Source organism: Paenibacillus sp. MMS20-IR301 (assembly GCF_032302195.1).
GTDB lineage: Bacteria > Bacillota > Bacilli > Paenibacillales > Paenibacillaceae > Paenibacillus_AQ.
Genome location: NZ_CP135275.1, coordinates 6,886,204 through 6,906,038, shown reverse-complemented (window position 1 = coordinate 6,906,038; position 19,835 = coordinate 6,886,204). Strand labels below are relative to the sequence as shown.

The window sequence follows — 19,835 nt, the reverse complement described above, 5'->3', positions numbered from 1 at the left end:
AGCTACTTTTGTTTGAACTCGCTTGGACTCATACCCGTGTACTTTTTAAACACTTTAGAGAAATAAGCACGGTCAGAGTAGCCTAGCATGTACGCTACGTTTTCTGCCGTTTCATTTTGTCCGCCGAGCAATCGTTTTGCTTCTTCCATTTTCAGCAGATGCACATGATCTGTGAAATTCAGACCAGCGAGCTTCTTGAAGTAACGTGAGAAGTAGTTTGGATTCAGATGCAGGTACTGAGCAATATCGATAGAAGTCACATTTTTATAGATATGTTGATAAATAAAAGCGTTTATAATTTTGAGATCTGGATTTGTGTTCTGATTGTCTGTGTAAGCTGAACGCTTTTTCTCCATAAAATCTTCTGAAAAAATATTGATAATTTCAAGTGCCTCGTCTAAATTCAATGCTTGTTTGATTTCCTGCTGAAGCCGTTCATCCATCGTCCCTCCCAACTGGTATGACGCCTGCTGCAGCATACGAATCAGCAAATCCTGTACTTTTCCAGCTTCCGGTTTTTTTTCGCGGATAAGCTTTTCAATCGTGCTTGCATAGATTAGCACAAGCGATCTGTTGAATTCGCTTAAAGCCGTTACCCATTTGTCACAATAGGGTTCAATAACAGTTATATTCAGTTCGTTCCTCGGTTCAGCTTGTTTTCCGAGACCATCAATGTTAATCATCCACGTGGATTCGTAATACGTACTCTGCTGCTTTCTGATAATTTCATTAACCTTCTTTTTAAGCTGAACCAGTTTGACCGGCTGGGGAGAGATTATGAAACAACAATGGATTTTTAAGAATTCCGAGATTTTCTCATGTATCTGTTTTAGATGTCCGCTGACAGCCAAATCTTCATTTTCGTTACCGGAGAGGTTGGCAATAAACCATAACTGTAGTCCTTCGGCTTGAATGGGAGTGATCCGGGTTCCTTCAGTCAATTCTTTGGCAATATTATAAGCTGCATATTTAACCAGCTCCAGATTGTTACGGTGATAGACATTCAGCATCATGCCAATATTAAGGTGACATAAACCAACCATATAATAAGGAAGTGACCAATTAATCCCCAGCCGTTCTCCTTGCTTTAATAATAATTCCGGCTCAGAAGCTTTAAGAATCTCGAGAAAAAACTGCTGGATTAACAGGTCCTTGTTTCGCTCCACATCACTTTTATAGGCTATCTTTTCGAGTTCAGTTTGGGCAGATAACAACTTAGAGACCGCTTTCCCTACACTTTGTATGATTTTATTAGGGCTTAATTCGTCTTTGACGATATAATCATCCGCTTCAATACTCATAGCTTCTTTAAGATAATGAAAATCCGCATGACAGGTTAAAAAAACAATCCGCAGTTCGGGATGCAGTGACCGGAAATAATGGGCGAGTTCAATACCGTTTCCATCAGGTAGTCCAATATCGGTGAGCAGTATATCCGGGTACTCATTCATAAATAATTCTTTGGCTTCACTAACCGAATAAGCTATAGCACAGACCGACAGTGCATGACTTTCCCAAGGAACAAGCCTTTGTAAATATTCAACAACCGGTACATCATCGTCAACCAGCATCACTTTGGCCATGTTATATTTCCTTTCCAGCTGTTCATTCCAGGTATCCGCATAATACATACGAAACCATTGGGGTAATTTGACATGACAGCAAAAGATGTTCCTTCACCATAACTGAGAGATAATCGTCTCTTCACATTGTGAAGACCGACTCCCTTTTCATCTGTCGGTTGCACACCTGCATGCAATTTTTCATTTAGTTCTTGTAATTCCGCTTCACTGATCCCGCCGCCGTTATCCTCCACCCTGATTTCGATCTCCTGATTCACCGCTTGGACAATTACACGAATGCAGGGATCTGCAAGATCCCGCTTGATTCCATGAATAATACAATTTTCTACAAGAGGTTGAAGCAGCAGTCTTGGCACAATTAATTGGCGATATAGATCTGGCAAGACAATATCAAGCTTAATGTTAATCCGGTTTCTAAGCCGCATAATCGACATATATTCAGTCAACAGATCGCATTCCTCGTACAAAAATAAAGGTTCATTAACCCGTAAATGCGCCCGCAATAAAATCATCAGGGAATCTATATTTTCACTGTTCGAGAAATCACCCTCAAGGGCCAGATTACATTTAATCGAATTTAATGTGTTAAGCAAAAAATGCGGTTGTATCTGTGAAAAAAGGGCATACAATTCGATTGTTCGCTTCTCTTCCTGCTCTTCTTCAATTTTCCTCATTAAGGAATGGATATTGTTCAGCATATGATTAACTGCCCCGCCCAATTGAGCTATCTCATCTTGTCCCTTTACGCTGTAGCGGATCGAAGTATTTCCTTCACCGTATTGCTTTACTACACGCATCAGCTTACCTATCGGACGGTTAAGCCCTCTGGCAATCACAAAAGAAATAAAGAGGAAGATAAACAGAACAATTAAAATTCCCATCAGCAAAAAGGAAAATCGTTGTGTAATTTCGCCTGTTACCTCTTTTTTGTCCACTTCGAAGGTTAACCTCCAGGGAGTTCCGGGTACTTCTGTCTGCTCCAGCATCCATCCTTTATCTGCTGCTGTAGGCAAATGTGGAGCGCTCCCATCCATTCCGGCAATGAGCAGATTCTCTTCGCTATATAAGGAGAATTTTCCGTTTGTTGTATTTTTAAATAACTGGCTAAAATAAGACTCAGGAATCCCGATAAATAGAGTGCCTAATATCCGGTCTTGTGCAGGGTCATAAACGGACTTCTTACAATAATAATAGTATTGCTCCGGCATCCGTTTTTGCATGATCTCCGGTGGTTCTGACCGAAACCATTGCACTACTCCGGAAGCTGCCTCAGATGGGGTCATGTGTCCGAAATTCCTATCCATTCTCAGCGACTTAATATCATCAGTGGTTATCGAACCGATAAGAGGATAGTCAACCTCATTAATAAAAAATGTGTTCACATGTAGTAGCGATAGTTTACCCACCAGAATGGTCATGCTCGCATTTAAATCGGTATACTTCTGATAATCTTCAAAATGAGCAAAGTGCTGCAGCTGATTGAGACTTCTTAAATCATAAAATATTCCATTGTCCTGAGGTGTAGTAAATTGATTTACGGTATACAAAATATCATTTGCGGTTTTGGAGAGATCATTTGCCATAATGCCGGTGATTCCCTTCATATTTGCATGTGCATTGACCTCACTGGACTGTTTGTTTGCAAAGTAGGAGAATCCGGAAATAACTAGCAACGGAATTATCAGAAACAGCAGCAGAGCTGCCTGAATTCTCCGGTAAAACGATATCCGATATAACCACCTCATGCTGTATTCCCCCAAAGTCTGGTTTTCATCTAATACTACACGAGGGCTATTCAAAGAAAAACAGGGAAATCGAACAAATCCGATCTCCCTCTATAGACTACTTATGGATTAGAAGCAATTATTTTTTGACCTTCATCCATCATATATTTCTCTGCTTCATCATAAGTGGAGTTATCAAGCAGAAATTTATTTATTCCGCCTTCAGCCACTTTCTTCAATTGCTGCTGATAAGACACACTTACCGAGGAAGAGCCTGCCGTGTGCACACGTTCATCAAACAGTACATTTGATAGCACCTGATTGTCTACCAAATCTGACTTATCACCAATAATCTTCTCAAGTACTGCTTTTCCATCTGCCTTCTTCCAGCCCGGAATTCTTCCCGACAGTTCCGCTCCTTCCATCGTGGCGAATTTAATAAACTCAAATGCCGCTTCTTTGTTTTTGGAGTTCTTATGCATGGTCAAGAAGCTTCCGCTTATGCTGGTCAACCCGGTTTCTGCAGACGCCGAGGATCGCGGCAATGGAGCAAAGGTAATCTTAAAATCTCTCGGATAGCTGTCTGAATTTAAGAAGGCTTCATCCAATGCGTAGCCTGCTATAGGAAGCATGCTGGTAGTCCCGTTCATGAAATCTGTTGCCCAGTGCTGCTTGGCAGCAAGTACATCCGCGAGCGGTTTTACCGACTTATCTTCTATCTCCATCGCCCGGCGTAAATTAAACCAATATTCAAAGGAAGGATCATCGAAGAGCAAAGTTCCGTCTTCCTTCATCTGAGGATTTTTGAAATCGGTGTAAGCAATTAAATTAGCGTACTCTCCAAAGGTATGAAAGTAAGTACCGTAGCGGTTCTCCCCGCTCGCTGCAAGCTTTGTGGAGTATTCTCTGAAGTCATCCCAAGTCCAGTCAAATCCGGGAACCGCAAGACCCGCATCCTTCAAATGGTTTTCATTCAAGGCAACAAACCAGAAGCTGGCATCTGTCATCGCAGCATAGTGTTTGCCTTCGTATACCGGGTTACGGTAATACTCATCCTCAGGATTGATATTGTTTGCTGTAAAGAATTCATCTAACGGATACAACATCCCATTGCCTGCACGTTCGAGCACAAAACCCTCATTATTAAGCAGAACCACATCCACCTCTTCACCTGAAGCAGAGAGAACATCAAGCTTCTGCAGCATTTCTCTGGAATCATTATTTTGCACGAGGGCCACATGTTCTACTTTAATATGATCATTCTGCTCATTAAAAGCCGTCACCAGCTTCATCATTGGTTCTTCCGGTTCACCTTTGGCATTGGTATACAATTTAATCGTTACCTTCTCACCTGATGAACCTTCTCCGGAAGCTTGATTTGCCGGCTTATTGTTACCGCTTTCGCTATTTCCGGCATTATTTCCACAAGCGGTCAAAATCAACATAAAACACAGGGTTAGTAAGATTGATGCCTTCTTCATGCGCTGTATCCCCTTCTTCATATAGAATGTGTTGCATCTTTATCTTACTTGATTGTAAGCGTTTTACCGTGTAACCTGATGCGCTCTTTTTCGTGTGTAATTCCATTACCTACGCCTACTATCCCTTTACACCGCCGACCGTAATACCGTTAATCACTTGTTTTTGCAAGGCAATGAACACAATAATAAGTGGAATTATTGCCGAAACTGCAGCCATCATCATGAGTGAAACATTGTTTGAATATTCCTGGCGGAAGAATTGAATTCCGAGCGGCAATGGATACAGCTCCTTGGTAAACAGAAAGATGAGCGGATTCTGGTAATCATTCCATGTCCAGATGAACTTAATAATCCCTGCTGTGGCCAATATGGGCTTACTGAGGGGCAGCATAATTTGCGCATAAATTCGAACATAGCCTGCACCGTCAATTTTGGCTGATTCAATAAACTCATTATGAACACCTAACATAAATTGTCTCATCAAAAACGTAAAGTACATGGAGAACATTAACATTACGATAATGCCAGTATGTGTATTATATAAACCCATCCATTTTATCATAATGAATCTGGGTACCAGCGTTGCTTGTTCGGGAATAATCATAAATGACATCATCATTCCAAACATCACGCCTTTCCCGGGTGCTCTCAATTTGGCAAAAGAGAACGCGGCCATAGACGAAAAAAGCAGAGTAGAAACTGTAGCAATTACAGCCAGCTTCAGCGAGTTCCAATAAAACAGACTGAAAGGCACATTTTCAAGCCACACTTTATGAAAATTGTTAACCCAGTTCCAATCCTTCGGAATCCATTGAATAGGGTAAACCATGACATCACGTTCAAATTTGGCGGAGGCAGAGAGCATCCATACCAGTGGAATAATAAAGAAGATGGATAATCCGCCAAGAATAACAGAGAATGCGATACGACTCCAATCAAATCTTTTGATATTCATTTAATCCCCCCCCTTCTATGATCTTTTTTCTTTCGCTTGAAAAATCCATGTAACTGAAGTCACCAAAATCACGAGCAGGAAAAGGATCCATGACATGGCTGAAGCGTATCCCATATTAAAGTTAATGAAACCTTCCTCGTATATCCGGTATACAATAACAGTAGAAGCATCGTTTGGCCCGCCATCGGTTAAGAATTTGATAAGATCAAATACTTTAAAAGAGCTTATTATCGTTGTTATGGTCAGGAAGAGCGTAGTTGGTGCTAATAAAGGCATCGTGATGAACCAGAACTTCTTGAATCCGTTTGCTCCATCTATGTCCGCTGCTTCATATAGATCTTCAGAAATCTGCGTTAACCCTGCCATAAATATAATCATCTGGTACCCGAGGGCCTGCCAGATGGCAATAACCATAATCGCTATAATTGCGTAATGGGAGTCGACCAGCCATTTCGGCGGATGCTCCAGGCCAATCTGCATCAAAAATCGGTTAATAGGCCCGCTTGAAGGATGGTACAAGGCTGCCCACACGGCCGCAACGGCTACGGTAGAGCAGATATAAGGAATGAAAAACAGCACCTTAAACAAATCCTTAGCATAGACCTTGGTATGGATAATAACTGCCATAATCATAGCTACCATTAGCCCTACGGGCACCGTTATAGCCGTGAAAAAAATATTATTCTCCAGTGCTTTTATAAATTTCGAATCCTCTGCCAATCGCGTGAAATTGTCGAACCCGACCCATTTCATCCCCTCAAATCCGTTTACCAGATTCCAGTCCGTAAAGCTTAGAAATAAGGAAAAGATAAGCGGAAAAATAGCCAACACAATAATACCTATCGCTTCCGGTGCCAGAAAGATCCACCCGATAATTCCCTCTTTGCGGCGTTGATTCCACCATTTCTTCTGCGGCTGATCTGTACTTCGTTTGATCGCCAATGACATCTTGATCCTACCTCCTGATTGTTGTTATTCGCATAGGATCATTATAGGAAGATATAGTGAGGGTGACTGCTTGTAATTTACACCTTTTTGCCGTGTATAATTTCTTATTCCTCTGAGTCCTGGACAGCAAAAAAAGCCAAACAACGATTTCCTCCTGGACGGGGAAATCGCTGTTTGGCTTACCTAAATGAATATAGTAAATTACAGATTAATTGGCTTATTCGGGGATAAAGAGTAAGTCTGCCCCGCTTCAGCCATAAATTCAAGCTTTGAGAGACCCGGTCCGCTTATCCGGCACTCACCGCTTGCTGTACACTCTATTCCTACCTCTACTACCTTATTCTCTGACCATTGCATGCTTATAGTCAAACCTCCGCGTGCTCTAAGCCCGCGGACAGAACCACTGCTCCATGCATCAGGAAGTGCTGGCAGGAGAAAGATTTCTCCTGTATGACTCTGCAGAAGCATCTCAGCTATACCTGCAGTGCCGCCAAAATTCCCGTCAATTTGGAACGGCGGATGATTATCGAACAGGTTAGGCAAGGTAGAATGATCTAATAACGATATCACATTGGAGAGGGCCTTCTCTCCGTCCTGAAGACGTGCCCAGAAATTAATAATCCAGGCACGGCTCCATCCAGTATGCCCGCCGCCAGCCCCTAGTCTGCGCTCTAATGTTATACGGGATGCCGCGGTAAACTCTGGTGTCTGTTCTAGGTTAAACTCGTCACCGGGATAGAGGGCAAATAGATGAGAGATATGGCGGTGCCCCGGTTCCGGTTCTTCGTAATCCTCCATCCATTCTTGTACCTGTCCGTATTTACCAATCTGCGGCTGCGGCAGCCGTTCGAGCGTAGCAGTAAGTACTTCAGCAAATGGCTGATCCCGGTTCAGAATTTCACAGCTGCTTATACAAGCGCCGAATAACGCTCTAATGATTTGAAAATCCATAGAGGCACCTACACAGAGTACACCACTCTCACCTCCAGGCAATGTATAACGGTTCTCAGGAGATACAGATGGACAGGTGACCAGCCTTCCTTCTGCATCTTCTATTAGATAATCCAATAAGAATTCTGCCGCCTCCTTCATGGTCTCATAAGCCTGCTCCAGAAAGGCACGCTCCTGCCCGTAACGATAATGTTCCCAAAGATGTAGACAGAGCCAAGCCGCGCCCATTGGCCAGAACGAAGCCGGTAAGTAAGTATCCTGCGGGGCAGTATCCGCCCAAATATCAGTATTATGGTGGGCTGTAAACCCCCGGCAATCATACATAACTCTGGCTGTCCGTCTACCCGGCTCTCTCATTCGTTCAATCAGCCCAAATAGAGGCTCATGACACTCCGCTAAATTACAATTTTCTGCGAGCCAATAATTCATTTGAGTATTAATGTTAATTGTAAATTTACTGTCCCACGGCGGCAGAAAGCTGTCGTTCCATATACCCTGCAGATTGGCTGGCAAAGAACCGGGACGACTGGAGGAGATCAGCAGATATCGTCCAAAATGAAAGTATAGGGCAATTAATCGCTTATCCTCATGTCCAGCTTTAATCCGTTCTAGCCTCTCATCAGTCGGCAAAAGGTCCGCTCTCTCGTCGTTCCCAGGCAAATCAAGCTCTACACGGTTATATAATGCTCTGTAATCCTGAGTATGCCGCAAAAGCAATTCACTGTAGGATAATTTCTTAAGGATACCTAATTGAGACTTGCAGTGTTCCTCGGGATCGCTGTAGCGATAGGTGGTGGCCGCCATAAGCAAGAGCGTTACGCTGTCAGCTTCCTCAATTAGAAGATGTTCACCAACAGTCCGGCAGCGCCCCCCTTCATGAACAGCCTTCAGAACGACCCGGAACTGGATTCCACCCTCCCCTCCACAGTCCCCTCTCATGACCAGTCCGTCATGACCCCATTTCTCCGTCTTCTCCATGTACTTCCACTTGTTGCGGTTGAAACGGGCCTTCAATGATATGGCTCCTTGTTTATTGGCAGTAAACCGAAGCACAATTATCTGGTCAGGATAGCTTGCGAATATCTCCCTGGAGTAGCAGATATCGCCTGAACAATAACTGACCCGCGCCACCCCATCAGACAGATCCAGCTCCCGGCGGAAATCTGCAGCATTCTGATCATGTCCGTCCAGCGTAAGAAGCAAATCACCCAGCGGCAAATAATGTCGCTGGGTTTCCGGAAGACCCGGCAGTGTCAGTGCTGCCAGTTCTTCGGCTTCCTTCAGCCTCCCTTGCATCAACAGCTCACGCAGCTGCGGCAAATGAGGAAGCGCATCCTCATTATTCCGGTCCCTTGGTCCGCCGTACCATACCGTATCCTCATTGAGTTGAATCTTCTCCTCACGAATCCCGCCGAAGATCATCGCCCCGATCCGCCCATTACCGATAGGCAGTGCCTCATTCCACTCTACTGCTGGCTGTTTGTACCACAATATATGCTTACGCTCGCTTTTAGACATTGTCCCCTCCAAAGTATTCATAATGATCACTAACCTTTTATATGAATATTATAGAGAAGAAGAAGGGGGAAAAAAGATTGTAATTTACACTTATTCGCGTGTATAAAACTCTCTTTTACAAATGGATATCCATTTCACTTCTAAAACATGTTTAATCTAGTCTGAACATTCTCGCTTTTCCAAACTTTTCGCGACACTTTTTGAAAATGGGAACTGAATTTCAGGACCGTTCCTTTGATGGCCTAATTAGCCATACGACGATTGTATTCAGCCGATACTTAGCAATGGAATACGAACGGTGCCAATCGAGTGATGACCGAACACAGGCACGGACGCTTCTTTCTCTTTGCCAACGAGGTCGCTTGCTCTTACAAACGGCGCTACTTCTACAAGCTCTTTCACATCCACCCCGCCTGTATTGACCATCTCTGCAACTTGGTCCGGCCTGTTCTGTGCGAACTCCTGAACAATTGCTCCCAGATGTGGGTACTCCTGATTGTCCGCGTGATCAACTGCAGATAGAATTGGACAGAATGACAATCCCTCTACTCCTCAACCTCAAATATTGAATCAATTATGATTGGAAGATTGTCTCTAACGGAAACAGCTCCAAAGACTGAACGTGCATGGATACCTTTTTCTCCGAAAACATCCAGCATGAGGTCAGAACAACCATTTAACACTTTATGATGTTCTTCAAAATTAGCATCTGCATTAACAAAACCCTGCAGGTCCCTTGCCTGAAACGAACAATAACCCGTTTACTTTTACGAAATTTGCGTACTTAGCTGCGGGTTCGCTTGCACTTGGGAGAACGATTCCTAATGCTGCGATTCTGCCGGCTGCTGTTTGTTCAGTCATGTTCATTCTCCTAACTCATCAGATTTGGAAGGATTACGTAAGTCCGAAACTTATCTTTAAGCGGAAAATCATATATAATGAGCTGCCGCGCAGGTAAATGGGCTGAATGGACCCTCCGTTAAGAAAAGCAGCCAGTCACGCAACGGTTGTTCAAGTGACTAGCTTAGCGTTACGGACATGAGAGACGTTAAGTCTGCGGGAAGGTGCCTCAGTGTCGGTCTTACGGACATGAGCGCCGTTATTTCACCGAAAAAGCGGGGCTTGCCCATGAAAAGCGGCGGATAAGGGCCGTCATGTCCGTAAGCCCGCCCAAATGACCTTTTTTCAGCGAATAAAGGCTGTGGTGTCCGTTTGGGGGCAGATTGGGATTGTAATTGAACCGGACTGATAGCATATATAGTTACACTCCACGCTTTTTCCTTTTTACTCTCCTGAAAAAAAATGCAGCCACCACAAGTATCACCGCCGCTGCAATATACAAATCGATATCGCTCTCAAACATAAACCACATCTTATATTCTACATTTACTTTTTTCTGTGGTTGAAATCCTTCACCAAATAGCTCTGTTGCCTGGTTAAGATTATTCAATTCAATTGTTGGACTGCACGGACTACTGCTTAATCCATCATCCGCTTCGCTGATGTATATTAAATATTTATTGCCTTTTTTGAAATCAAAACCCCAAGTATAATCAGTTGCGACTATAATTTGCGAGTCCACTTTGTGCTTCCAGCTTCGTTCAACATTTACTAAAATATATTTGATTTTCTCTTTACTCCCCGTAAATCCCTCTTGCTTCAAATCGGTCTTAATTTGTTTCACTTCACCATAAACAGCCCCACTATAGAGCGCTAACGCATCTTGGGGAGCCCCAACCTCGGCACAGGACAAAGCATTAGCCTCTTTTACATTTGAAAATAAAAATGCGAAAGTGAAAAAACCGATTAACGTAAGTATTCGAAAATTCAATTGACCACCTGCTCGTATAATAAGATTTCATAACATCATTACTGCTATTCTCTTATTTTTCTTATACTAAATCATTCTTAGCTAAGTCGAAGGCTACTGCGAATTTAATCTGAAATATTTTACTAAGTCCCTTCATCCAATTCTCAATGGAATATACATCGACAATCGGAGCAACTGTTGCATCATAACGGTCCAGTTCAATCTTAATAACTGAGTGCGTATCAACCAGAAAGCTAATCAAGTCCTCACCTTGGTCGGGTGTCCAAGATAAAACGTAGGCTGTATTCATTGCGGGAAATGTCTCTCTAATTATATATAAAAACCTGCGCATGGATTTATCATTGAATAAATGTAATTTCGATGCTATTAAATCTTCTCGATATGACTGTTCTGTCATTGTCCCTTTGAGTTTCATGTGGTGCCTGCCTTCCTTAAAGATACAACCTAGCCCGCTTTTCCTTATCCATTTTTTCTATAGCATATGCCTAAGTCTTGGTCGCCGTTGTTTCCATTAAACTAATGTTTTTTGTTAGTTCAATCAATTTCCGTTTACATAAGGCTTATAATCTTGTTCATACGATAATTTTGTTTCTTCAAACGATGGAATAGCTATGAATTCAACATTTTCTGTATTCAAACCTAAAAAATCTCTTGCAATAATTCTCACACTTTTCTTAATCTCATCCAAGCCCCAAGATTGGAATAATTTTGACCACATATTAATATATACAGGTTTATACCCATCTATATTCCGTGGAGCAGAATGAGGAACTTGACTAGAAACATCTTCTAAATCTCTTGGATAGATGTAATGATAATGTATATCTTCGTCTCCATGTATAAAGCTTTCGATTTTATTACAATATTCTTTATCATATTCAATAATATCCATATCGTATTCTAAAAGATTAATTAGACATGTCACGGTTGTAAGTTCAAAATAACCTAAAAAGTTTGTTTGATTTTCATCCGAATAAAGCGTGATTTCATCATTTTGGCTCTTGCTGCAGAAACCATAAACTCCATACCAGAATAACCAATGTCGTACTCGGACATATGTAGTTAGAATATTAATCACCTACCTTACTTCTATAGATCCTTTCATTCATATTCTAACAGAGTTTAAAAGTATCCTGCACCTTTGCCCAAAATCCTCTTATTTCTTTGCTCAAAACACTTCGTTTCCCCTTACCCAGCTCAGCGTGGCTTTTTCACCAAATAGCATCATAAGCTTCTTCCATACGCTCGACATTCTTAGAAACTGCAAAGAAAACAAAGCGCCCTTTCGATTTCAATACATGTTTTTCAATGAGGCAATACTCCTCAGGCCGGTAATCTTTGAATTTGACGGTTTGTGCCTTGATTCTTTCCTCAATTTGTTCCATCACCGTTTCCGTTTCGCTTGCTTGCTTGACTTTGATAATAACCAGCTCGTCTGCTTTTACATTTGAGTCCGCAGTATATAGAACAAAACCTTCAATATCATCAGCCTCTATGCCGTATAATTTGCGCAGTTTAGCATCATTTTGCAGCTGCATTCCGCTTAGATCCACAGTCTGTTCAATGCTGTCCTTGATTTCAGCAACAGTCCGGGCTTCGTCTTTTCCGGGATTGGCGGTACAAGCACTTAAAAGTCCGAGGATAAATACTAATACAAGTCTGCTTATACATTTCTGCCTCATGGCATTTCCTCCACTAGATTCAGGATTGATGGGTCTTCAAAGAAGGTTTTAAGATTGTACAGAATCAGCATGTCCTGGAACCCCCGTTCCCATATAAGGTTAACCAGCGAATGAGAAAAGTACCGGAGATCCACAACGTCGATTTCCCCATAGTGCTCCGTCAGAAACGGGATCAGACTGTTGGCATAGGAGTCTTTGACAACCAGAAGCTTTTTAGCAGGCGCACCATCCGTCACAATACGAATCAAGGCATGGTTGCCATCCAAGAACACAGCATATTTGTCTTTTTCGTAGAGCCTGTTCTGTTCGTACAGGGTGTCTGTAACACGGTGTTCCTCCTCATAGGTAACGATCAAGCCGTTTGCCTTTTTCGGTATATATAGCCGGATTTCGTCTGGCGGCAGGCGGCGGAACCCGCTTTTGGAATACAGCGATCCGTAGAATTCTTCTGTGGCTAACTGAATGCGGAATGAGCTCTCGTCCTGCGGTATAATTTCCAGCGGTCCGGCAAGCTCACGGTAAGCGTAAAAGGCGCCTTTTGTGGTCCAATGATGATCCGTCTTGTAAAAGAGCGGCTCATTCCGCTCAGCATACAGTGCTGAGTAAGCATCAGCTAACCGGATACCTCCAGGAATCAGCTCACGGATCCGCATCAAATCCTGCAGCTGATCGTCAGAAGGCGCATACGCCGGCAGCTTATCCCACAAAAAGGCCGCGGCAGTCGGCACAAGCATCAGCACTTTACGCAGCTCCGGCGTAGCCTGGTCGAAAGCCTGAAGAACCTCTCCCCGTTCTTTTAGCTGTGCAGCGGATGGAGAAGTATAACGTTCCATCAGGTATCCGTCTTTACCCAGAAAGACATCGTTACTCTCTTGCTTTCCCATGGCGCGGTCAGTGTCCGTCTTCATGCCCACCCAGAGATTCCGGAGAGCCATCTGGTCGGACGTATAACGTTCGTAATGAGATGTAAACTGCCCGGAAAGCAGTCTTTGCAGCGAAAAGTCCGGCCGCCCTTCCAGGACCCGGTTCTCCGATTCCGAGAAGGGCTTCACAGGCGTCAGCATATTTGCCAGTGCTGCCCCGCTGATATAAAAAAGCAGCAGCAGGCCGGTCAGGGTATTCACTTTAACCTTATGCTTCATCGTGGTCCCCCCTTAGAACCGGAAATATAAAAATGGATTGTAGGTTTGAGCAACTAAGTAAGCCGTGGACAGGATCAGGGCAGCCAGGTATAGAACCGGTACGGCAACCCCGCCGGTCAGCCGCCGTTTGAAGGTGAAGCGCAATACCCATTTACGGGGAAGCGGAGTAGCACACAGGACAGACAGGATTAACACAGAACCGTATGCCGACAGGTCATAAAGCGCCTGATTGTCCGCCCATCCGTTCGCGGCCCACCCGGACAAGCATCCGAGAAATGTCCAGGCGGCATCCGGCTGCTGAAATTCAAATAACACCCAACCCGTGACAACAGCCACAAGCAAATACAGGTGACTTGCCGGACGCGGCAGACGCTTCAGCCATTTCAGCAAAAAGAGATTCTCCAGTGTCACCAGCAGTCCGAAAAACAACCCCCAAAAGATAAAATTCCAACTGGCTCCATGCCATAAGCCGGTCAATAGCCAGACAATGAGCAGATTAAACAGCTGTTTGCCGATCCCTTTCCGGTTGCCGCCAAGCGGGATATAGACGTATTCACGGAACCAGGAACCGAGTGATATATGCCAGCGACGCCAGAACTCAGTTACGCTGCGGGAAATGTACGGATAATTGAAATTAATCCTGATATGGAATCCGAGCATCCTGCCTAACCCTCTAGCCATATCCGAGTAGCCGCTGAAATCAAAATAAATTTGCAGGGTGAACGCGGCGATGCCAAGCCAGGCGCCCAGAACGCTTAGCTCTTCCGCCGGTGCCGCTTTTACGCTCGTCCATAAAAGACCGAGATTGTTGGCCAGCAGCACTTTCTTGGCCAGTCCGCGAATGAACAATTCCGCGCCTTTGCCGAAGCGGTTCAGCGTGACACTGCGCGAGGCCAGCTGCCGGGCGATATCTCCGTATTTGACGATGGGCCCTGCTACGAGCTGAGGAAACATCGTCACATACGCTGCAAAAGCAATGAGGTTCCGCTGCGGCTTCACTTGTCCACGGTAGACGTCGATTACATAGGACATCGTTTGAAACGTGTAAAACGACAGGCCCACGGGCAGCGGAAGATCGGGGGGCTGCAGATTCAGCTGAAGCATCCGGTCCAGAGCTTCGATGATAAATCCGGCATATTTAAAAAAACCGAGAATCCCCAGATTTCCGGCTAAAGAAATAAGCAAAACAGCCCTGGCTGCAGGCTTCCGTTGCCTGAACCGGTCCACCAGAAGCCCGTTGATATAATCAAAGACGGTGGAGAAAAGCATTAGTAAAATGTACAGCGGTTCTCCCCAGGCGTAGAAAACAAGGCTTGCCGCCAGCAAGACGGCATTGCGCAGCCGCTTAGGCGAAATGTAGTATACAAGCAGGACAACGGGCAAAAATTGAAACAGAAAAGTCAGGCTGCTGAAAACCAAGCGTATCCCCCCTATCACCCGGACTTTATTTGGAAAGACCGTTTAAATAATCAAGGAAAACAGGATAGAACGCAGCTTGAAAATGTATCCCGTCCGTGTCGTACAAGTCGTTGTGATCGGCAACAAGAGTGGTCAGATCAATAAACTGCACCTGCTTTTTCTCCGCAAGAGCCTGAAGCCCTTCATTATAATCCTTGATGTTCCGGTAGCGCGGTTCCTGCTGCTCCGCGTGAGCCGTTACCGGCGTGACCGACAGCAGCGAAAGGGTTGCATCAGGAATCTTGCTTTGGATGGCATCGATAAGCTGCTCATAATGTGTCAGCGAATATTCTTTCGGATGATCCGTAGGCCAGAGGATATCTGTGGAACCCAAATGAATAAATACGTGTTCAGGCTTCCGGGCAACTAATTGATCCACATCGTCTTCCATTAAGGTGAACTCGGCTGTTTTTCCCGCTCCTGCTAATACGCTGTCCTCGTTTAATACATCGTGATATGACAGCCCTTCCGTAATCGAATCGCCGAGAAACACGCTTGTCCGGTACTGTTCCCTGTAATCGGGTGTCTGATTATCCTTCTGTCCGCAAGCGGATACCCATAAAATCATTATAATGAGCAGTACACCCAATCCTTTATTTTTCAATTGTTCTCTCCCCTTTCGTCTCTTCACCAAGCATAATACTGAAGAGATATATAGTTCATGTGCAGACCAGTTGCAGATGAAATAAAAAAATGCGCAGAACCTGAAGTTCTACGCATTCTTCGTGTTAAGTTCAAAATAAAACTGCACACCTGTCTCTGTATTGACTGCTCCGTAACGAGCATCGTGCAGCTTGAGAATTTGCCGGCAGATCGCAAGACCCAATCCGGTTCCACCGGTTGAACGGTGGCGGGACTGCTCAATCCGGTAAAAGCGGTCCCAGATTTTGTTCAGCTGTTCATCAGGAATGCGGACGCCGTTATTTTCTATCGTTATGATAACTGTCTGCTGCTCTTCCTTCATCCTGACCATAATCTTCTCGCCTTCCGGCGTGTATCGTATGGCATTCGTGAGGAGATTAACCACAACTTGTTCGATCAGCCGGGCATTGGCGGCAACTTCAACGGGAACCAATCGAGTAAGCAAAAGCAGCTGCCTGCTGCTGATATCCAAGGCAAGCTTGGTACAAACCTGCTCGAGCAAAACATCGATACGAAAGATATCCATCTGCATTTTGTAAGTGCCTGATTCGTACTTGGCCAGCTCCAGCATATCGCCAACCAGCAGATTCATCTTCTGAACCTCGTCTTTCATAGCTGAAAAGTAATGCTCGCGTTTGGGGCTGTCCGGTTTGTCTTCAATAATATACAGGCAGCTCTCCATAATACTGAGCGGTGTTTTTAATTCATGCGAAACATCGGCAATGAATGCTTTTCTCGTCTGCTCCAGCCGTCTTTCCTGTTCAATATCCTGTTCCAGCCGGTGAATATGCCCATGCAGCATACGCGAAAGCTTATTGATGTTGTCCGATAACTGGCCAATCTCATCTCCGGTATTTACTGGAATGCGGGCAGAGAAATCCAGACTGGCCATTTGCTGTGTAACTTGATTGACGCGAAGCAGTGGACGGGCAAGGCGCCTTGAGAAATATAAGGAAACCAGGGCCACAAGCAGCAATGCAACTATGGCAATATAAAGGTAATACTGGCGCATTACGCCGGCCGCCTCATTTACAGGCTGCAAGGAAGTCATGGCAAATAAATAAAAGGGAGCACCAGAGCTGTCTGTATGCCGGTTCACAATAATTTTGTAAGGAACATCATTTGTAGTGTAATCCATGACGGTGTTGTCCTGTTCAGGGAATTCATCATATAGCAGCTTGGCCTGAAAGGCTTTGATTTGTTCCAGAAATAAATGGTTCGTGTAACGGGATTCTGCCGCTCCAATGGGTGTTTGAAGTTTTGTTACTGTGCCGTACACAAGAATGCTCGGATAATGCTCCCGGTAGTCCGTCGCGCTTGTATAGCGGGATACAACTTCGTATTCCTTGAGGACGAAGGGAGTATTCTCCAGGTGGCTCTGATCCCATAGCTTGGAGGCTTCGCGGGCGATCCGCTGCGGTATAAACTGATTGTTAATCAGGAGGCCTTCTAGAGCGATGCGTTTCTCAGGCTGTACGAAAAACTCCTCTACAAGAGGATTGTCCTCTCTGAGTTCTTCTACATCCATCATAGTGTACATTGGGATAGTGAGTGTCGTACCCGACAGAGCCGGAGCTTCAGGTACATTCTCAAGCCTTACCTCGGCTTCAAAGTTGCCGGTATTGGACAGGTAACCCGCGGAGTTCAAACGGGCGAGCCAGGTGTTATGGGTTCGGTAAAACTGTTGTTCGGTTTCAAAGACTTTCTGGTCGTTGTCCGGATCTTCCCAAGGCTCTGTTGCAACGTTGTTAAGCGCACTCTGGACACCCGCAGATTTTTGATGGATATAGAACCGTTCAAAAAACAGGATTTGCCCGATAAAGAGACTCGCGAGGAGAAACAGGGACAAGCTGAGCGTGAGCAAAAAAAGTTTACTGACAATGCTTTTCCTCATGGGTTGTCCTCAAATTTATAACCTGAACGAATGACTGTTACAATATGACCGGCATGTTCTCCAAGCTTGGAACGCAGATTCCGGATATGGCTGCTCAGTGTCCGGTCATCGCCGGCAAATTCATAGCCCCAGATTTTAGTGATTAGCTGTTCCCTGGTGAAAATGATTCCTTTGCTGCTGAGCAGACAAGCTAAAATCTCAAACTCGGTATGGGTCAAGTTACAAGGAGTACCATTCACCGAAACACTTCTCGAAGGCACATGCAGCGTAACCGCTCCCCCGGACAATGTACCGCCCGAAGGGCGGCGTTGCTGGCCTTCCAGCAGCCGCTTTACCCGGGCCAACAAGATCGGAGGACTGCATGGTTTCACCACGTAATCGTCCGCCCCCAGCTCGAACCCCAATAGTGTATCATCTTCGTCAGACCGGGAAGTCAGCATCAGAACCGGCACGCTGGACGTTTTACGTATCCGCCGGCAAACCGACCATCCATCTACTTCAGGCAGCATAATGTCGAGTACAACCAGGTCGACCTCATGTTCCTGGAATAGAGCCAGCGCCTGCTTCCCGTCACCTGCCTCTAAGATCAGGTAGCCTTCATCCGTTAAATATTCCTTCATAATTTCCCGCAGGACCTGCTGGTCTTCCACTATCAAAATTGTTTTTGACATGACACCCTCCGCAACCCTTAAGCTAAGAACAATAGTAGCATGGAAATGATTTTCTACTCAACCATAGCCATTCGTTTAGTTGGATGCGTACCGGTGACAAATAGGGCTGGCTTTAAAAGGATTAAGCTAATGGACAAAATCATCCTAAAATATGTTATGTTCAAGATCTGATGTGAGGCTCCACCAAATATGTTGGGAAGGATGTAATCATGAAACTAAATCATCTTAATCTCACAGCTACTGATATCACAGCTAAAACGCATCTGGTTAGGAGCATGCCAAAGCCGTATTTAATTGTTGTTACCGGTAGGCCAGGTTCAGGTAAGACAACCTTTTCAAGAGAGCTTGGTAATGAGATTTTTATGCCGATAATCAGCCGCGATCAGATTAAGGAGGGGTACGTGCATACTTTCGGCAAGAGACATCACGAACTTCCTGAGGATGTCAATATAACGGCTACAGCAATCTTCTTTGAGACTCTCTCAGGTCTGATAACAAACCATGTGTCAGTAATTGCAGAAGCAGCTTTTCAACACAAAATATGGTCGTCCATGCTTGAACAGTTCATGGAAAAGGCACAAGTTTACATGTTGATTTGCAAGGTTGATGAAAAGGTCGCGCTCGACAGATTTGTCCGGCGGGGTCTCAACAACCCACTTCGAGAGTACTTCCATGGCGATAAGGAAGTTGATATGGCCAGAAAAGGAATTGAACTGACCGTGAGCACTTACGAAGAACCCCGAATCAATGTCCCTACATTCCATGTTAATACTTCAGGTATATACACCCCCTCCATTAAGGAACTAAGCAGTATATTTTTTGATAACTAGAATAGGAATTAACGGAGACTTTAGTTCAATAAACCAACAGGAGCCTGGGCTTTATATTGAAGAGAAGCAGCCGATCCTCAGCCCGGCTGCTTCTGTCTGTATGAGCTATAGCTGCCCGTTAATTCAATCCTTTGTATGCAATTCCGTCAATCATCAAAAGACAATCAGAGTCAAAAAAATCTGTCGTAGAAGTCATCCTAGCAGGGAATTTATCCTTCTCAAAATACTCGAAAAAAACCTGTTCCATTTCAGGTAAGTCCTTAATGTGCTTTAGGTATACATTCACCTTAACAACATTTCCCAGTGGTATATCAAGTTGATTAAGAGTCTCTTTTAAGTGTGAGAAAGTATTGTGAATCTGTTCTGTAAAGCTCTGTCCAAAACCCCGATGTAATCCGAGAAACACAGAGTCACCAGCCACAACAGCAGATGAATAACTAAATGGTGTTGAAATTCGATTTATCATATACATGAGCCTCCTATGTATTAAGTTCATTAATATTTTAGAACATACGTTCTTGGATG

At 44.4% G+C, this 19,835-nt stretch carries 18 protein-coding genes and 1 pseudogene; 1 reads left to right on the top strand and 18 read right to left on the bottom strand.

The genetic code is table 11. The features are described 5' to 3' along the window. Nucleotides 1-2: 2 nt before the first annotated feature. The 17 genes and pseudogenes from LOS79_RS29840 to LOS79_RS29760 all read right to left on the bottom strand — a co-directional run bounded on the left by LOS79_RS29840 (nucleotide 3) and on the right by LOS79_RS29760 (nucleotide 18,480). A complete protein-coding gene (locus LOS79_RS29840; protein WP_315414483.1) occupies nucleotides 3-1,583 on the bottom strand; it encodes a response regulator transcription factor in 1,581 nt (526 codons plus the stop codon). Further along, nucleotides 1,571-3,187 carry a sensor histidine kinase gene (locus LOS79_RS29835; protein WP_315414482.1) on the bottom strand — a complete coding sequence of 539 codons (1,617 nt, stop codon included), beginning with the start codon at nucleotides 3,185-3,187 and terminating at the stop codon, nucleotides 1,571-1,573. Before LOS79_RS29835 ends, LOS79_RS29840 begins: the two co-directional genes overlap by 13 nt. 242 nt (nucleotides 3,188-3,429) lie before the next feature. Continuing rightward, complete coding sequence (locus LOS79_RS29830; RefSeq protein ID WP_315414480.1) at nucleotides 3,430-4,788, bottom strand: ABC transporter substrate-binding protein; 1,359 nt, start codon at nucleotides 4,786-4,788, stop codon at nucleotides 3,430-3,432. Between the two features lie 118 nt (nucleotides 4,789-4,906). After that, nucleotides 4,907-5,743: a carbohydrate ABC transporter permease gene (locus tag LOS79_RS29825; protein ID WP_315414479.1), complete on the bottom strand. Its 837-nt coding sequence runs from the start codon at nucleotides 5,741-5,743 to the stop codon at nucleotides 4,907-4,909. 15 nt (nucleotides 5,744-5,758) lie between these two features. Further along, complete coding sequence (locus LOS79_RS29820) at nucleotides 5,759-6,691, bottom strand: carbohydrate ABC transporter permease (RefSeq protein ID WP_315414478.1); 933 nt, start codon at nucleotides 6,689-6,691, stop codon at nucleotides 5,759-5,761. A gap of 201 nt (nucleotides 6,692-6,892) precedes the next feature. Next, nucleotides 6,893-9,160 (bottom strand): glycoside hydrolase family 95 protein, encoded by a 2,268-nt coding sequence (locus LOS79_RS29815; RefSeq protein ID WP_315414477.1) that lies wholly within the window; start codon nucleotides 9,158-9,160, stop codon nucleotides 6,893-6,895. A gap of 267 nt (nucleotides 9,161-9,427) precedes the next feature. Beyond that, complete coding sequence (locus tag LOS79_RS29810) at nucleotides 9,428-9,700, bottom strand: hypothetical protein (RefSeq protein WP_315414476.1); 273 nt, start codon at nucleotides 9,698-9,700, stop codon at nucleotides 9,428-9,430. A 5-nt stretch (nucleotides 9,701-9,705) separates the two neighbouring features. After that, nucleotides 9,706-10,021: pseudogene (locus tag LOS79_RS29805) on the bottom strand (RidA family protein). Nucleotides 10,022-10,421: 400 nt separating this feature from the next. Continuing rightward, nucleotides 10,422-10,991, bottom strand: a complete 570-nt coding sequence (locus LOS79_RS29800) for a hypothetical protein (RefSeq protein ID WP_315414475.1) — start codon at nucleotides 10,989-10,991, stop codon at nucleotides 10,422-10,424. 61 nt (nucleotides 10,992-11,052) lie between these two features. Continuing rightward, nucleotides 11,053-11,406 (bottom strand): hypothetical protein, encoded by a 354-nt coding sequence (locus LOS79_RS29795; protein ID WP_315414474.1) that lies wholly within the window; start codon nucleotides 11,404-11,406, stop codon nucleotides 11,053-11,055. Nucleotides 11,407-11,529: 123 nt separating this feature from the next. Next, entirely contained in the window at nucleotides 11,530-12,069 is a 540-nt protein-coding gene (locus tag LOS79_RS29790) for a hypothetical protein (protein ID WP_315414473.1), read from the bottom strand. Between the two features lie 133 nt (nucleotides 12,070-12,202). Then, nucleotides 12,203-12,673 (bottom strand): DUF4358 domain-containing protein, encoded by a 471-nt coding sequence (locus LOS79_RS29785; protein WP_315414472.1) that lies wholly within the window; start codon nucleotides 12,671-12,673, stop codon nucleotides 12,203-12,205. Continuing rightward, the gene (locus tag LOS79_RS29780; protein ID WP_315414470.1) at nucleotides 12,670-13,815 is read right to left on the bottom strand and encodes a DHHW family protein; all 1,146 of its coding nucleotides are present in this window, start codon (nucleotides 13,813-13,815) and stop codon (nucleotides 12,670-12,672) included. The genes LOS79_RS29785 and LOS79_RS29780 overlap by 4 nt, the downstream gene beginning before the upstream one ends. Before the next feature lie 12 nt (nucleotides 13,816-13,827). After that, nucleotides 13,828-15,234, bottom strand: coding sequence for an MBOAT family O-acyltransferase (locus LOS79_RS29775; RefSeq protein WP_315414469.1), 1,407 nt, complete (start codon nucleotides 15,232-15,234; stop codon nucleotides 13,828-13,830). A 25-nt stretch (nucleotides 15,235-15,259) separates the two neighbouring features. Continuing rightward, nucleotides 15,260-15,877, bottom strand: coding sequence for a GDSL-type esterase/lipase family protein (locus LOS79_RS29770; RefSeq protein ID WP_397386710.1), 618 nt, complete (start codon nucleotides 15,875-15,877; stop codon nucleotides 15,260-15,262). Nucleotides 15,878-15,985: 108 nt separating this feature from the next. Continuing rightward, complete coding sequence (locus LOS79_RS29765; protein WP_315414468.1) at nucleotides 15,986-17,809, bottom strand: sensor histidine kinase; 1,824 nt, start codon at nucleotides 17,807-17,809, stop codon at nucleotides 15,986-15,988. After that, nucleotides 17,806-18,480: a response regulator transcription factor gene (locus tag LOS79_RS29760; RefSeq protein WP_315414466.1), complete on the bottom strand. Its 675-nt coding sequence runs from the start codon at nucleotides 18,478-18,480 to the stop codon at nucleotides 17,806-17,808. Before LOS79_RS29760 ends, LOS79_RS29765 begins: the two co-directional genes overlap by 4 nt. A 209-nt stretch (nucleotides 18,481-18,689) precedes the next feature. Between LOS79_RS29760 and LOS79_RS29755 the strand changes: the two genes are divergently transcribed. Then, nucleotides 18,690-19,310, top strand: coding sequence for an AAA family ATPase (locus LOS79_RS29755; RefSeq protein WP_315414465.1), 621 nt, complete (start codon nucleotides 18,690-18,692; stop codon nucleotides 19,308-19,310). Between the two features lie 118 nt (nucleotides 19,311-19,428). Here the strand turns inward: LOS79_RS29755 and LOS79_RS29750 are convergent, their stop codons facing one another. Further along, entirely contained in the window at nucleotides 19,429-19,776 is a 348-nt protein-coding gene (locus LOS79_RS29750; protein WP_315414464.1) for a RidA family protein, read from the bottom strand. Between the last annotated feature and the right edge of the window lie 59 nt (nucleotides 19,777-19,835).

Coding starts and splice junctions, on each gene's coding strand:
- LOS79_RS29840 (WP_315414483.1), bottom strand. CDS start 1,583: ATGGCCAAAGTGATGCTGGTTGACGATGATGTACCGGTTGTTGAATAT.
- LOS79_RS29835 (WP_315414482.1), bottom strand. CDS start 3,187: ATGAAGGGAATCACCGGCATTATGGCAAATGATCTCTCCAAAACCGCA.
- LOS79_RS29830 (WP_315414480.1), bottom strand. CDS start 4,788: ATGAAGAAGGCATCAATCTTACTAACCCTGTGTTTTATGTTGATTTTG.
- LOS79_RS29825 (WP_315414479.1), bottom strand. CDS start 5,743: ATGAATATCAAAAGATTTGATTGGAGTCGTATCGCATTCTCTGTTATT.
- LOS79_RS29820 (WP_315414478.1), bottom strand. CDS start 6,691: ATGTCATTGGCGATCAAACGAAGTACAGATCAGCCGCAGAAGAAATGG.
- LOS79_RS29815 (WP_315414477.1), bottom strand. CDS start 9,160: ATGTCTAAAAGCGAGCGTAAGCATATATTGTGGTACAAACAGCCAGCA.
- LOS79_RS29795 (WP_315414474.1), bottom strand. CDS start 11,406: ATGAAACTCAAAGGGACAATGACAGAACAGTCATATCGAGAAGATTTA.
- LOS79_RS29785 (WP_315414472.1), bottom strand. CDS start 12,673: ATGAGGCAGAAATGTATAAGCAGACTTGTATTAGTATTTATCCTCGGA.
- LOS79_RS29780 (WP_315414470.1), bottom strand. CDS start 13,815: ATGAAGCATAAGGTTAAAGTGAATACCCTGACCGGCCTGCTGCTGCTT.
- LOS79_RS29765 (WP_315414468.1), bottom strand. CDS start 17,809: ATGAGGAAAAGCATTGTCAGTAAACTTTTTTTGCTCACGCTCAGCTTG.
- LOS79_RS29760 (WP_315414466.1), bottom strand. CDS start 18,480: ATGTCAAAAACAATTTTGATAGTGGAAGACCAGCAGGTCCTGCGGGAA.
- LOS79_RS29755 (WP_315414465.1), top strand. CDS start 18,690: ATGAAACTAAATCATCTTAATCTCACAGCTACTGATATCACAGCTAAA.
- LOS79_RS29750 (WP_315414464.1), bottom strand. CDS start 19,776: ATGATAAATCGAATTTCAACACCATTTAGTTATTCATCTGCTGTTGTG.